The organism is Rugamonas sp., from assembly GCF_025354735.1.
Classification (GTDB): domain Bacteria; phylum Pseudomonadota; class Gammaproteobacteria; order Burkholderiales; family Burkholderiaceae_D; genus Rugamonas.
In genome coordinates this window covers 1-13,413 of the sequence record NZ_JANXMI010000312.1, presented here as the reverse complement: position 1 = coordinate 13,413, position 13,413 = coordinate 1, and the positions used below count along the sequence as shown (strand labels likewise).

Sequence of the window (13,413 nt, the reverse complement as noted above, 5' to 3'; positions counted from 1 at the left end):
GTTTCAGGAGCTTGCAATGTCTTCCAACGATTATCTTTTCACTTCCGAATCCGTGTCCGAAGGTCACCCGGACAAGGTCGCCGACCAAATTTCCGACGCCATCCTCGACGCCATCCTGGCCCAGGATCCGAAGGCGCGCGTCGCCGCCGAAACCCTGTGCAACACGGGTCTGGTGGTGCTGGCCGGTGAAATCACCACCCACGCCAACGTCGATTATATTCAAGTGGCGCGCGAAACCATCAAGCGCATCGGCTACGACAACACCGACTACGGCATCGACTACCGCGGCTGCGCCGTGCTGGTCGGCTACGACAAGCAGTCGCCCGACATCGCCCAGGGCGTCGACGAAGGCGCCGGTATCGACCTCGACCAGGGCGCCGGCGACCAGGGCCTGATGTTCGGCTACGCCTGCGATGAAACGGCCGAGCTGATGCCGGCCGCCATCCACTACGCCCACCGCCTCGTCGAGCGCCAGTCGCAGCTGCGCAAGGACGGCCGCCTGCCGTGGCTGCGTCCGGACGCCAAGTCGCAGGTCACGCTGCGCTACATCAACGGCCGCCCGGTCGCCGTCGACACGGTCGTGCTGTCGACCCAGCACGCGCCGGACGTCAGCCACAAGCAGATCGAAGAAGCGGTGATCGAAGAGATCATCAAGCAGGTGCTGCCGCGCGAGTGGCTCAAGGAAACCCGCTACCTGGTCAATCCGACCGGCCGCTTCGTCATCGGCGGCCCGCAGGGCGATTGCGGCCTGACCGGCCGCAAGATCATCGTCGACACCTACGGCGGCGCCAGCCCGCACGGCGGCGGCGCGTTCTCGGGCAAGGATCCGTCCAAGGTCGACCGCTCGGCCGCCTACGCGGCCCGCTACGTGGCCAAGAACGTGGTCGCCGCCGGCCTGGCGCGCCAGTGCCAGGTGCAGGTCAGCTACGCCATCGGCGTGGCCAAGCCGATCAACATCACCGTCTACACCGAAGGCACGGGCGTGATTTCGGACGACAAGATCGCCGAACTGGTGATGGAACATTTCGACCTGCGTCCGAAAGGCATCGTGCTGATGCTGGACCTGCTGCGCCCGATCTACCAAAAGACCGCCGCCTACGGCCACTTCGGCCGCGAAGAGCCGGAATTCACGTGGGAGCGCACCGACAAGGCCGCCATCCTGCGCGAGGCCGCCGGCCTGAAGTAAGCAAGTAAACTGCTGCTGAGCCGCTCAGCGGCTAAGCAGGCTCTGCCATAGAGCCGCAAAGCAAAACGCCCCGGCATCTCGCGATCCGGGGCGTTTTGCATGGGCCGTTTATTTGGGGCGCGCCGGTAGTGGCGGCGGCGGATTGGGGGGCAGGTATTTGCGTCGGAAATCATCGTTGTTCATTTGAGTTCTCCTAATGCCAGTCAGCGACCTGGGTATCGATTTTTTGTTGCGCCCGAGCGCGCACTCTCTCTGTGAGTAGTAAATCGTATTTTAGTTCACTGTAAATGAAACGGTACTTATCCATGCGGACCATTAATTTTTTTGTGTAGTCGGCAATGGGGAATTCCGCATTGATACGCATGCGTACCATGAGGCTATCGATATCGACTGCCAATGATGCCAGCTCTGCGGCGCAGGTGGCGTGCTGCGTCACCTTGTCCGTGACGGATAGCTGCTTCGATACGATAGCGAGCAGGGTACTGGCCGATGTAAACAACGGCCATAGAAAAGTATAGTTTGGATTTTTCCAAAATACGAGGCCGGCCAGCGCGGCGCTGGCTGATGAGATCGCCACGGCTATCTTGGTAATGCTATCCATCCAGGTCCAGCGTGCCAGCAATGCCTGTTCGATTTTTTCCGCATAGTTGACGTTGTAGAGCAGCTTGGTCGTCCCGTCCCAGATGGCGTCGCGTGGGTCCATGATAGAGGCTCATTTGCGGATAAAAAATCACTATAGGCTTACGTGTAGTCCCTGAGCGGCAGTCCGGCGGCGATCTGATTCCGCTCAAGGCCGGCGCCGAGGCGTGCAACTTCTGCCGCGCGTCCGGCGATTTTTTTGCCCCACCGCGTCGTCAGCCGTTTCCAACGGTGCTAGAATGCACCTTCCGAGGAGCGTTGCGACGAATCACCGATTCGCCAGGCTCGGAATCTGCAACCGCGCTCACGTTACTTTTTTCTAACTGAAAGGAGGGCGTGATGAACGCCGTACTCAAATCCGCAACAGATTACCTCATCGCCGATATGACCCTGGCCGCATGGGGCAACAAAGAAATCAAGATCGCTGAAACCGAAATGCCGGGCCTGATGGCGATCCGCGAGGAATTCGCCGCCGCCCAGCCGCTCAAGGGCGCGCGCATCACCGGTTCGCTGCACATGACGATCCAGACCGCCGTGCTGATCCAGACGCTCGAAGCGCTGGGCGCCGTCGTGCGCTGGGCCTCCTGCAACATCTACTCGACCCAGGACCACGCCGCCGCCGCCATCGCCGCCGCCGGCACGCCGGTGTTCGCCGTCAAGGGCGAAACGCTGGACGAATACTGGGACTACACCCACCGCATCTTCGACTGGCCGGCAGACGCCTCCGGCGCCCCGGTCTACTCGAACATGATCCTCGACGACGGCGGCGACGCCACCTTGCTGCTGCACCTGGGCACCCGCGCCGAGACCGACATGTCGGTGCTGGCCAACCCCGGTTCGGAAGAAGAGATCTGCCTGTTCAACGCCATCAAGACCCATCTGGCCATCGACGCCCACTGGTACTCCAAGCGTCTGCCGCAGGTGATGGGCGTGACCGAGGAAACCACCACCGGCGTGCACCGCCTGTACCAGATGCACAAGGAGGGCAAGCTGGCCTTCCCGGCCATCAACGTCAACGATTCCGTCACCAAGTCGAAATTCGACAACCTGTACGGCTGCCGCGAATCGCTGGTCGACGGCATCAAGCGCGCCACCGACGTCATGATCGCCGGTAAAGTGGCCGTCATCGCCGGCTACGGCGACGTCGGCAAGGGCTCGGCCCAGGCCATGCGCGCGCTGTCGGCCCAGGTGTGGGTCACGGAAATCGATCCGATCTGCGCCCTGCAGGCGGCGATGGAAGGCTACCGCGTCGTCACCATGGATTACGCGGCCGAACACGGCGACATCTTCGTCACCTGCACCGGCAACTATCACATCCTGACCGAGCAGCACATGCTGGCCATGAAAGACCAGGCCATCGTCTGCAACATCGGCCACTTCGACAACGAGATCGACGTCGCCGCGCTGAAGAAATACGAGTGGGACAACATCAAGCCGCAGGTCGACCACGTGATCTTCCCGTCGGGCAAGCGCATCATCTTGCTGGCCGAAGGCCGCCTGGTGAACCTGGGCTGCGGCACGGGCCACCCGTCGTACGTGATGAGCTCCTCGTTCGCCAACCAGACCATCGCCCAGATCGAGCTGTTCACGCACATCGAAAAGTATCCGGTCGGCGTCTACGTGCTGCCGAAACACCTGGACGAAAAAGTCGCGCGCCTGCAACTGAAAAAACTCAACGCGCAACTGACCGTGCTGACCGAGGAACAGGCCGGCTACATCGGCGTGTCGCAAGCCGGTCCGTACAAGCCGGAGCACTACCGCTATTAATATGGCGTGACACCCCGCGGGCTAGCCACCTGCCATGAAGCGGGGCCGGCCACATCGCCGGCCCTGTTTTCATCGGCGCCCGTTTGCGACACCCCCCGAATTCGAGCCACTATCTTCGAGCCACTTATGCGTTTGGTCCTTACCTGGTTAATCAATGCGGTGGCCCTGATGGCGCTGCCTTACCTGATGCATTCCATCGATGTCACGAGCATCGGTGCGGCCCTGGTCGCGGCCCTGATCCTCGGCCTGGTCAACACGCTGATCCGCCCCGCGCTGCTGGTGCTGACGCTGCCCGTGACGATGCTGTCGCTGGGCCTGTTCATCTTCGTCATCAACGGCTTCATGTTCTGGCTGACCGCGCAACTGGTCGACGGCTTCCACGTCGACAGCTTCTGGTCCGCCATCGCCGGCGCCCTGCTGTACAGCGTGATTTCCTGGGCCTTGTCCACCATCCTCTTAAGCAAATCCCATGGACGCTCCTAACTTCAGCATCGAATTCTTCCCGCCCAAGACGGCGGAAAGCGCGGAGAAACTGCGCGCCACGCGCGCCCAGCTCTCCGAACTGCACCCGCGCTATTTTTCCGTCACCTTCGGCGCCGGCGGCAGCACACAGCAAGGCACGCTCGACACCGTGCGCGACATCATGGCCGCCGGCGAACAGGCCGCGCCGCATCTGTCCTGCGTCGGCGGCACGCGCGAGTCGATCCGCGCCGTGCTCGACGAATACAAGTCGCACGGCATCAAGCGCGTGGTGGCGCTGCGCGGCGACCTGCCCAGCGGCTACGGCGCCAGCGGCCAGTTCCGCTACGCCAACGAGCTGGTCGAATTCATCCGCGCCGAAACGGGCGACTGGTTCCACATCGAAGTGGCGGCCTATCCCGAAGTGCACCCGCAGGCCCGGTCGCCGCAAGACGATTTGCTGGCCTTCGAGCGCAAGGTCAAGGCCGGCGCGGACGCCGCCATCACCCAGTATTTTTACAACGCCGACGCCTATTTCCAGTTCGTCGAGCAGACCGCCAGGCTCGGTATCGACGTGCCCATCGTCGCCGGCATCATGCCGATCACGAACTACACGCAGCTGATGCGCTTTTCCGACATGTGCGGCGCCGAGATCCCGCGCTGGGTGCGGCTGAAACTGGCCAGCTTCGGCGACGACAGTGCCTCCATCAAGGCCTTCGGGCTCGACGTGGTGACGGCGCTGTGCGAACGCCTGCTGGCCGGCGGCGCGCCGGGCCTGCACTTCTACAGCATGAACCAGGCCGCCGCGACGACGGCGCTGTGGCAGCGGCTGGTGTAAGCAGCGCTGACGATACCTCGCGCAGCCGGCCTGTAACGACAGGATGCAGCGACGGGGCGTAGCGACGGGGTCAGACCACGGTTTCGAGAGATTCATTCGAAACCGTGGTCTGACCCCGTTTTCCGAAACCGTGGCCTACCGCATTTTCGGCTGCGCCTAGCGCGCCTCGGTCAACACCAAATCCAGCGCGACATCGTGCGCGTCGTTGTCGAAGTCCGCCTCCAGGCACGCGTACGCCACCCCCACCGTCTTCGGCCTGGGTTGGCGCGCCAGCGTGCGGTCGTAGAAACCGCCGCCATAGCCGAGCCGGTAGCGCCCGCGGTTAAAGCCGAGGCAGGGCACCAGCAAGGCCGGCGGCGCCGCCTCCATCCGCAACTGCGCCGGCACCGCCACGCCCATCTGGTCCCTGACCATGGCCTCGCCGATTTGCCACTGCGCGAACTCCAGCGCCGCGTGCCGTTCCACCACCACCGGCAGCAGCAGGCGCACGCCCAACCGCGCCAGTTCCGCATAGGCCGCGTGCAGATCGGGCTCATCGCGCAGCGGCCAATACACGCCCAGCGCCGCGACATTCTGCTCACGCGCCCACGCCAGCACCCGCGCCGCGATGGCGCGGTCCCACACGGCCTTGGTGGCCGCGTCGACGCCGCGCCGCGCCGCCAGCAAGCGGGCCCGCAATTGCGCCTTGGCGAGGGCCGCCGGGGCTGGTGGATCGGTCATGGCGCGTGGTATTCTAGGGTCGCTGGTCATATTCTGGCTTCAAGACTAAAGAGAGTTGCACATTGATTTACGCTTCGAAATGGATAGCCGGCGCCGCCGTCGTATTGGCCAGCGTCGCCACCGGTCTGGCCCACGCCGACGACAGCGCAATCGACGCCCGCAAGGACGATGACGCCTTCCTGCTGCTGCGCGACGCCGTGCGCCAGGACGATGCCGTCAAGGCCGACTTTTACGCGGCCAAACTGGGCGCGTATTCCATCCCGTCCTATGTCGACTATTATCGGCTCAAATCCCACTTCCGTGACGTCAGCTACGCCGACCTGCGCGATTTCCTGAACCGCTACGCCGGCAGCGCCATCGCCGACCGCCTGCGCAACGACTGGCTGCTGGACCTGGGCCGGCGCCGCGACTGGGCCACCTTCGACGAGCAGCTGCCGCTGTTCGCGCTCAACGACGACATCCAGGTCAAATGCTACGCGCTGCAATCGCGCGCGCTCAAGGGCCAGAAGGTGGCCGACGAGGCGCGCGCGCTGCTGGTCAATCCGCCCCTCTACGGCGACGGCTGCTCCGGCCTGATCGCCACGCTGGCGCTGGCCGGCCAGTTCGACAACAACGACCTGTGGACGCAGGTGCGCCTGGCCGGCGAATTCGACGCCACGGGGCCGGCCCGGCGCGCCATGGCGCTGCTGGGCGGCTCCGAGAAAAAAATCGCGCAGGCGATCGACTTGCCGGCCATCGCGCTGGCCAAGGGCATGGGCGGCGGCCAGGCCGAACACGAAATTTACCTGGTCGCCATCGGCCGCATGGCCAAGACCAGCGTCAAGCTGGCGGTGCTGGCGCTGAACAAGGCGGCGCCGCGCCTGAGCGCGCAGGAACAGGCCCAGGGCTGGGCCAACATCGCGCTGCAATCGTCGTACACGCTGGCGCCGGAAACGCGCGGCTACTGGCGCAAGTCCAGCGGCGCGCCGCTGTCGAACGACGCCCTGCAATGGAAGACGCGCTACGCGCTGCGCGACGGCGACTGGCAGGAAGTGAAGGCCGACATCCGCGCCATGCCGCCCGCGCTGCGCGCCGATCCGGCGTGGACCTACTGGCTGGGCCGCGCGCTGATGGCCGACGGCGCCACCGGCCCGACCGGCGCCGCCAGCGGCGAGGCGCTGCAGCTGTTCCGCGGCATCGCCGAGCAGTCGAATTTCTACGGCCAGCTGGCGCTGGAGGAAACCGGCCGCCTCATCACGATCCCGCCGGCCGGCGCGCCCATCTCGGCGGCCGAAATCGCGCCCATCGCCGCCAATCCCGGCTTCCAGCGCGCGCTCAAATTCTTCGGCATGCGGCTGCGCTTCGAGGGCACGCGCGAGTGGAACTGGTCGCTGCGCGGCCTGAGCGAACGCGAACACCTGGCCGCCGCCGAATTCGCGCGCCAGAACAATATCCTGGACCGCATGGTCAGCACCTCGGAGCGCACCCGCATCCAGGTCGACTACACGCAGCGCTTCCCGGCGCCGCACAACGACATCATGCGCAGCACCACGCAGACGCTGGGCCTGGACCAGGCCTGGGTCTATGGCTTGATCCGGCAAGAGTCGCGCTTCATCATGGACGCGCAATCGAGCGTCGGCGCCTCGGGCCTGATGCAGGTGATGCCGTCGACCGGGCGCTGGGTCGCGAAAAAAATCGGCCTGGCCGACTTCGTGCAGGACATGCTGAGCGACGTCCACACCAACATCCTGCTCGGCGCCAGCTATATGAACATCGTGCTGGGGAATATGGACGGCTCCGAAGTGCTGGCCACGGCCGCCTACAACGCCGGCCCCGGACGGCTGCGCACCTGGCGCTCGACGCTGACCGGGCCGATGGAAAGCGCCATCTTCATCGAGTCCATCCCCTACGTCGAAACCCGCGCCTATGTGCGCAACGTGATGTCGAACACGGCCTACTACGCGGCCTTGTTCGAAGGCCGGCCGCAGTCGCTCAAGGCGCGCCTGGGCAGCGTCGCGCCGAAAGGCTACAGCGCGCAGGAAGAACAGGAAACGAGCTTCGGCGGCCGCTGAAGACCCCCTATAAAAACCACGGACGACACCATGCAAACCACCGAACTCGATCCCACCCTGTCGCAAGCACTGGCCGCCGCGCGCGAGCCGGGCCTGACGCTCATCATCGGCAACAAGAATTATTCGTCCTGGTCGATGCGGCCGTGGGTGGCGATGACGGCCTTCGGCATCCCCTTCCAGGAAGTGCGCGTGCTGCTCGACTGCGACGACACGGCCGCCAAGATCGCCTCGTATTCGGCCTGCGGCCGGGTGCCGGTGCTGCTGGCCGGCGAGATGACGATCTGGGACAGCCTGGCCATCTGCGAATATCTGGCCGAGCAGTTCCAGGAGCTGGGCCTGTGGCCGCAGGACGTGGCCGCGCGCGCGATGGCGCGCTCGATCTGCGCCGAGATGCACGCCGGCTTCGCCGACCTGCGCAACGCCATGTCGATGAATATCAAGGCCCGCTGTCCGGGCAAGGGCCGCACCAACGGCGCCCAGGCCGACATCGGCCGCATCAGCGAAATCTGGGAGGATTGCCTGTCGCGCTTCGGCGGCCAGCACCAGTTCCTGTTCGGCGAGTTCTCCATCGCCGACGCCTATTACGCGCCGGTGGTGGCGCGCTTCCGCACCTACGGCGTGACGCTGGCGCCGGCGCTGAACGCCTATTGCGAGCGGGTGCTGGCCCATCCGGCCGTGGCGCGCTGGGTCGCCGAGGCGCTGGCCGAAACCGAAACGGCGCCCAAGCACGACGCCGAGATGCCCTGATCGCCAGCGCCATGCCCGAGATGAAAATATATACGGTCGGCGGCGCCGTGCGCGACGCGCTGCTGGGCCGCCCGGTCAAGGACCGCGACTACGTGGTCGTCGGCGCCACCCCGGAAGACATGCTGCGCCAGGGCTTCCGTCCCGTCGGCAAGGACTTCCCCGTGTTCCTGCACCCGCGCACGCAGGAGGAGTACGCGCTGGCCCGCACCGAAAGGAAGACCGCGCCCGGCTACCGCGGCTTCGTGTTCCACACCTCGCCCGACGTCACGCTGGAACAGGACCTGGTGCGGCGCGACCTCACCGTCAATGCCATCGCGCAGGCGCCGGACGGCACGCTGACCGACCCTTACGGCGGCCGCCGCGACATCGAGCAGCGCATCTTCCGCCACGTCTCCGAGGCCTTCGCCGAAGACCCGGTGCGCATTTTGCGGATCGCCCGCTTCGCCGCCCGTTATGCCGATTTCGTCATCGCCCCGGAAACCAATGCGCTGATGCGGCAGATGGTGGCGCAGGGCGAGGTCGACGCTTTGGTGCCCGAGCGCGTGTGGCAGGAACTGTCGCGCGGGCTGATGGAGGACCGGCCCTCGCGCATGCTGGAGGTGCTGCGCGACTGCGGCGCGCTGGCGCGCATCCTGCCGGAGCTCGACGCGCTGTGGGGCGTGCCGCAGCCGCCGCAGTACCACCCCGAGATCGACACCGGGGTCCACATGCTGCAGGTGCTCGACTGCGCCGCCGCGCGCGGCCTGGAGCTGCCGACGCGCTTCGCCTGCCTGATGCACGACCTGGGCAAGGGCGTGACGCCGGCCGACAAATGGCCGGCCCACCACGGCCACGAGGGCCTCGGCGTGCCGCTGGTGGAACAGGTCTGCAAGCGCCTGAAGGTGCCCACCGACTGCCGCGACCTGGCCGTGATGACGGCGCGCGAACACGGCAACGTCGGCCGCGCTCTGGTCCTGCGCGCCAACACCATCGTCACCCTGCTGGAGCGCTGCGACGCCTTCCGCAAGCCGGCCCGTTTCAGCCAGATGCTGCTGGCGACCGAATGCGATTCGCGCGGCCGCATCGGCGCCAGTGCGAGTTTTGCCGACCAGCCCTTCCCCCAACTGGCCTATCTGGAAAGCGCGATGGCGGCCGCGCGCGCCGTCAACGCCGGCGACATCGCCCAGGCCAGCGCCGACCAGCCGCAGCGCATCCCGGAGCGCATCCACCGGGCCCGCGTCGGCGCCGTCAAGCTGGCCATCGGCGCCATCGAAGACGACGACGCGGCGCCGCCGGCGGCCGCCGCCCTTTAAGCGCGCCGCCGGCAGCGAGGGCGGGCTTGCGATACAATGCCCGATGGTGCGCTGCACCATCGACGCCGGATGGAGTGCTATGAGTTCGATCGACCTGTTTCAAAATCCGCTGGGACGCTGGTTCAAGGGCGGCGCGGCGCGGCCGACGGTGCGCGTCAAGGAGCTCAAGGAGCGCGACCGCCGCCGCATGGTCAAGCACTTCCTGGCGCTGGAAAGCCGCGACCGCCTGCTGCGCTTCGGCGCCATCGTGCCCGACGAGCAGGTCGCCAAATACGTCAACGGCATCGACTTCGCGCGCGACATGGTGTTCGGCGTCTACAACCGCGTGTTCAAGCTGGTCGCCGTCGGCCACCTGGCGTTCGCGCCGCGGGACGCGTCGCCGCGCAAAAGCGCCGCCACCGACAAGGAGCGCGTGGCCGAATTCGGCGTCTCGGTGGCGCACTCCATGCGCGGCATGGGCGTCGGCAGCAAGTTGTTCGAACGGGCCGCCATCCACTGCCGCAACAACGATATCGACACGCTGTACATGCACTGCCTGTCGTCCAACGCGACCATGATGCATATCGCGAAAAAAGCCGGCATGGCCATCCACCGCGACTATGGCGAGGCCGACGCCTACCTCAAGCTGCCGCCGCCCAATCCCGGCAGCGTCCTGCAGGAGGCGATGGAGGAACAGGTGGCCATGCTCGATTACGCCTACAAGGCCAACAAGCGCGCCGCCGTCAAGTGGCTGGACCGCCTGCCCGGCCGCAAGAGCGAGTGAGCCGGCCCGGCGCCGGCGCTCACACCAGCGGCAGCGCCGTCGTGTCCTTGATCCTTTGCAGCGCGAAGCTGGACTTCACGTCCAGCACCGCCGGATGGCGCAGCAGCGTCGCCATCATGAAGCGCGAAAAATGGTCCATGTCTTCCACGTGCACCCGCAGCAGATAATCCATCTCGCCCGTCATCGCGTAGCAGGCCACCACTTCCGGCCACTGTTCGACGGAGACCGCGAAGTCGGCGCGCGGCGAGGCCACCGGCGGCGCCGCGCCGAGCGCGCGCGCGTTGCTGTGGGCCGCCGCGTCGCTGTGCTTTTCCAGCCGTACGTTCACATACGCCAGCAGCCCGAGGCCGATCTTGTCGGGGTCGAGCAGCGCCACGTATTGGCGGATCACGCCCGCCTCCTCCAGCCGCTTGATGCGGCGCAGGCAGGGCGACGGCGACAGGTTGACCAGTTCGGCCACGTCCTGGTTGGACAGCCGGCCGTCGGCCTGCAAGATGGACAGAATTTTGCGGTCCGTTTTATCGAGCGCGATCTTGGTCATGAATTCCTCGTTTGGCGAATGTTCAGGCAATATTATTGCTTAAATTATCGGCGCGGGGGAATTGTTTGCAATTTAATGCCGCCCGGCCAGGACTATACTGTGCGCTATTCCAAGAAGGAGACCGCATATGAAATTCCAGCCGTGGGACAACCCGATGGGCACCGATGGTTTTGAGTTCGTCGAATACGCCGCGCCCGATCCCAAGGCGCTCGGCGCGCTGTTCGAGAGCATGGGCTTCACCCCCATCGCGCGCCACCGCCACAAGGACGTGACGCTGTACCGTCAGGGCGACATCAACTTCATCATCAACGCCGAGCAGGACTCGTTCGCGCAGCGCTTCGCGCGCCACCACGGCCCGTCCGTGTGTGCCATCGCGATCCGCGTCGACGACGCCGCGCACACCTACAAGCGCGCGCTGGAACTGGGCGCCTGGGGCTTCGACAACAAGACCGGCCCGATGGAACTGAACATCCCCGCCATCAAGGGCGTCGGCGATTCGCTGCTGTACTTCGTCGACCGCTGGCGCGGCAAGGGCGCCGACAAGCCGGGCGCCGCGGCGCCGGGCGGCATCGGCGACATCAGCATCTACGACGTCGACTTCGTCGCCATCGCCGGCGCCGTCGCCAACCCGGTCGGCAACGGCCTGACCTATATCGACCACCTGACCCACAATGTGCACCGTGGCCGCATGAAGGAATGGGCCGATTTCTACGAACGCCTGTTCAACTTCCGCGAAGTGCGCTACTTCGACATCGAGGGCAAGCTGACCGGTTTGAAGTCGAAGGCCATGACTTCGCCCTGCGGCAAAATCCGCATTCCGATCAACGAATCGTCGGACGACAAATCGCAGATCGCCGAATACCTGAACGAGTACCACGGCGAAGGCATCCAGCACATCGCCCTCGGCACCGACGACATCTACACGTCGATCGAGCAGATGAAGAATACCGGCATCGTGTTCCAGGACACCATCGAGACTTATTATGAGCTGGTGAACCGCCGCCTGCCGCACCACGGCGAGCGCCTGGAAGACCTGCGCCGCCTGCGCATCCTGATCGACGGCACCAGCACCGAGACGGAACGCGAGCTGCTGCTGCAGATCTTCACGCAGAACGTGATCGGTCCGATCTTCTTCGAGATCATCCAGCGCAAGGGCGACCAGGGCTTCGGCGAAGGTAATTTCCGCGCGCTGTTCGAGTCGATAGAACTCGACCAGATCAAGCGCGGCGTGCTGGAAGACACCCGCACGACGACCGCCTAAGAAAGTCCGGGACCGGATCGACGCCCCAGGTTTGAGGGACGGCAGCACCGCGCAGACGGGCGCCGCCCTGTGATACCCTGTAAAAAAATCATTTTTCCGTTCCGCGCGCGCCCACAAGGCGGGCCGGAATCGCGCGCAGCCCGGCCCACCCGGCCGGCTTGCGCAAAGCTTAGAGAATAATGGAGACTATGTAATGAACGCACCTCACAAGGGCTCGCAGCTGGAGCCAGGCATGAGCCCGAATTCGAACTCGAATCCGGACGACATCACCCTCGACGACAAGTGGACCCTCGACCGCGGCCGCGCCTTCATGACCGGCACCCAGGCCCTGATCCGCCTGCCGATGATGCAGCGCGAGCGCGACCTGAAGGCGGGCCTGAACACGGCCGGCTACATCACCGGTTATCGCGGCTCGCCCGTCACCAGCGTCGACATGACGGCCGTGAAGGCCAAAAAATACCTGTACGCGCACCACGTCAAATTCCATCCCGGGATGAACGAGGACCTGGCCGCCACCGCCGTCTGGGGCACGCAGCAAACCAATTTGTTCAAGGACGCCAAGTACGACGGCGTCTTTTCCATGTGGTATGGCAAAGGCCCCGGCGTCGACCGTTGCGGCGACGTCTTCAAGCACGCCAACAACGCCGGCTCGGCCAAGTTCGGCGGCGTGCTGGTGCTGGCCGGCGACGACCACGCCGCCAAATCCTCGTCCACCGCGCACCAGTCGGACCACATCCTGAACGCCTGCGGCATACCGGTGCTGTATCCGTCGTCGGTGCAGGAATATATCGACTACGGCCTGCACGCCTGGGCCATGAGCCGCTACACCGGCCTGTGGGTGTCGATGAAGTGCGTGACCGACATCATCGAGTCCGGCGCCGTCGTCGAATTCGACCCGGACCGCGTGCAGATCGTCACGCCGACCGATTTCGCGCTGCCCGAGGGCGGCCTCAATATCCGCTGGCCCGACACCGTGCTCGATATGGAAGTGCGGATGAACAGCTACAAGTGGTACGCCGCGCTGGCCTATGCGCGCGCCAATAAGCTGAACAAGATTATCTGGGACAGCCCGAAGCCGAAGATCGGCATCATCACCGCCGGCAAATCCTACCTCGACACGCGCCAGGCGCTGGCCGACCTGGGCATCGA

The 13,413-nt window shown here is 65.3% G+C and carries 12 protein-coding genes, 1 pseudogene and 1 riboswitch; of the genes and pseudogenes, 10 read left to right on the top strand and 3 right to left on the bottom strand.

Translation table 11 applies throughout. The features are described from left to right. Nucleotides 1–16 precede the first annotated feature (16 nt). Complete coding sequence (metK, locus tag Q0S71_RS25820; RefSeq protein ID WP_296002115.1) at nucleotides 17–1,186, top strand: methionine adenosyltransferase; 1,170 nt, start codon at nucleotides 17–19, stop codon at nucleotides 1,184–1,186. Nucleotides 1,187–1,379: 193 nt separating this feature from the next. Here the strand turns inward: metK and Q0S71_RS25815 are convergent, their stop codons facing one another. Further along, the gene (locus Q0S71_RS25815) at nucleotides 1,380–1,889 is read right to left on the bottom strand and encodes a hypothetical protein (RefSeq protein ID WP_296002113.1); all 510 of its coding nucleotides are present in this window, start codon (nucleotides 1,887–1,889) and stop codon (nucleotides 1,380–1,382) included. Between the two features lie 180 nt (nucleotides 1,890–2,069). After that, nucleotides 2,070–2,138: riboswitch (S-adenosyl-L-homocysteine riboswitch) on the top strand. Nucleotides 2,139–2,164: 26 nt separating this feature from the next. Between Q0S71_RS25815 and ahcY the strand changes: the two genes are divergently transcribed. From ahcY to metF, 3 genes are all read left to right on the top strand, one after another. Next, nucleotides 2,165–3,592, top strand: a complete 1,428-nt coding sequence (ahcY, locus tag Q0S71_RS25810) for an adenosylhomocysteinase (RefSeq protein ID WP_296002110.1) — start codon at nucleotides 2,165–2,167, stop codon at nucleotides 3,590–3,592. Between the two features lie 126 nt (nucleotides 3,593–3,718). Then, nucleotides 3,719–4,075 (top strand): phage holin family protein, encoded by a 357-nt coding sequence (locus Q0S71_RS25805; protein WP_296002107.1) that lies wholly within the window; start codon nucleotides 3,719–3,721, stop codon nucleotides 4,073–4,075. After that, entirely contained in the window at nucleotides 4,062–4,889 is an 828-nt protein-coding gene (metF, locus tag Q0S71_RS25800; protein ID WP_296002103.1) for a methylenetetrahydrofolate reductase [NAD(P)H], read from the top strand. Before Q0S71_RS25805 ends, metF begins: the two co-directional genes overlap by 14 nt. Before the next feature lie 156 nt (nucleotides 4,890–5,045). On the opposite strand, the gene Q0S71_RS25795 is transcribed toward metF, so the two are convergent. Then, complete coding sequence (locus Q0S71_RS25795) at nucleotides 5,046–5,609, bottom strand: 5-formyltetrahydrofolate cyclo-ligase (protein WP_296002100.1); 564 nt, start codon at nucleotides 5,607–5,609, stop codon at nucleotides 5,046–5,048. A gap of 62 nt (nucleotides 5,610–5,671) precedes the next feature. Here Q0S71_RS25795 and Q0S71_RS25790 point away from each other — a divergent pair, with 62 nt between their 5' ends. From Q0S71_RS25790 to Q0S71_RS25775, 4 genes are all read left to right on the top strand, one after another. Beyond that, on the top strand, nucleotides 5,672–7,660 hold the full coding sequence (locus Q0S71_RS25790; RefSeq protein WP_296002097.1) for a lytic transglycosylase domain-containing protein: 1,989 nt from the start codon (nucleotides 5,672–5,674) through the stop codon (nucleotides 7,658–7,660). 30 nt (nucleotides 7,661–7,690) lie between these two features. Continuing rightward, nucleotides 7,691–8,407, top strand: coding sequence for a glutathione S-transferase family protein (locus Q0S71_RS25785; protein ID WP_296002095.1), 717 nt, complete (start codon nucleotides 7,691–7,693; stop codon nucleotides 8,405–8,407). A gap of 20 nt (nucleotides 8,408–8,427) precedes the next feature. Next, a complete protein-coding gene (locus Q0S71_RS25780) occupies nucleotides 8,428–9,699 on the top strand; it encodes a multifunctional CCA addition/repair protein (RefSeq protein WP_296002094.1) in 1,272 nt (423 codons plus the stop codon). Nucleotides 9,700–9,778: 79 nt separating this feature from the next. After that, on the top strand, nucleotides 9,779–10,462 hold the full coding sequence (locus Q0S71_RS25775; protein WP_296002091.1) for a GNAT family N-acetyltransferase: 684 nt from the start codon (nucleotides 9,779–9,781) through the stop codon (nucleotides 10,460–10,462). Nucleotides 10,463–10,481: 19 nt separating this feature from the next. Here the strand turns inward: Q0S71_RS25775 and Q0S71_RS25770 are convergent, their stop codons facing one another. After that, nucleotides 10,482–11,003, bottom strand: coding sequence for an Lrp/AsnC family transcriptional regulator (locus tag Q0S71_RS25770; protein ID WP_296002089.1), 522 nt, complete (start codon nucleotides 11,001–11,003; stop codon nucleotides 10,482–10,484). A 127-nt stretch (nucleotides 11,004–11,130) separates the two neighbouring features. On the opposite strand from Q0S71_RS25770, the gene hppD reads away from it, so the two are divergent. Together hppD and Q0S71_RS25760 are read left to right on the top strand one after the other, a co-directional pair. Next, complete coding sequence (gene hppD, locus Q0S71_RS25765) at nucleotides 11,131–12,264, top strand: 4-hydroxyphenylpyruvate dioxygenase (RefSeq protein WP_296002088.1); 1,134 nt, start codon at nucleotides 11,131–11,133, stop codon at nucleotides 12,262–12,264. Nucleotides 12,265–12,457: 193 nt separating this feature from the next. Continuing rightward, nucleotides 12,458–13,413 (top strand): annotated as a pseudogene (locus Q0S71_RS25760) (indolepyruvate ferredoxin oxidoreductase family protein); the annotation flags it as partial.

What these genes read in the sequence shown, in the direction of transcription:
- Q0S71_RS25775 (WP_296002091.1), top strand. Translation starts at nt 9,779, where the DNA reads ATGAGTTCGATCGACCTGTTTCAAAATCCGCTGGGACGCTGGTTCAAG.
- ahcY (WP_296002110.1), top strand. Translation starts at nt 2,165, where the DNA reads ATGAACGCCGTACTCAAATCCGCAACAGATTACCTCATCGCCGATATG.
- Q0S71_RS25805 (WP_296002107.1), top strand. Translation starts at nt 3,719, where the DNA reads ATGCGTTTGGTCCTTACCTGGTTAATCAATGCGGTGGCCCTGATGGCG.
- Q0S71_RS25785 (WP_296002095.1), top strand. Translation starts at nt 7,691, where the DNA reads ATGCAAACCACCGAACTCGATCCCACCCTGTCGCAAGCACTGGCCGCC.
- Q0S71_RS25815 (WP_296002113.1), bottom strand. Translation starts at nt 1,889, where the DNA reads ATGGACCCACGCGACGCCATCTGGGACGGGACGACCAAGCTGCTCTAC.
- hppD (WP_296002088.1), top strand. Translation starts at nt 11,131, where the DNA reads ATGAAATTCCAGCCGTGGGACAACCCGATGGGCACCGATGGTTTTGAG.
- metK (WP_296002115.1), top strand. Translation starts at nt 17, where the DNA reads ATGTCTTCCAACGATTATCTTTTCACTTCCGAATCCGTGTCCGAAGGT.
- Q0S71_RS25780 (WP_296002094.1), top strand. Translation starts at nt 8,428, where the DNA reads ATGAAAATATATACGGTCGGCGGCGCCGTGCGCGACGCGCTGCTGGGC.
- Q0S71_RS25770 (WP_296002089.1), bottom strand. Translation starts at nt 11,003, where the DNA reads ATGACCAAGATCGCGCTCGATAAAACGGACCGCAAAATTCTGTCCATC.
- metF (WP_296002103.1), top strand. Translation starts at nt 4,062, where the DNA reads ATGGACGCTCCTAACTTCAGCATCGAATTCTTCCCGCCCAAGACGGCG.
- Q0S71_RS25795 (WP_296002100.1), bottom strand. Translation starts at nt 5,609, where the DNA reads ATGACCGATCCACCAGCCCCGGCGGCCCTCGCCAAGGCGCAATTGCGG.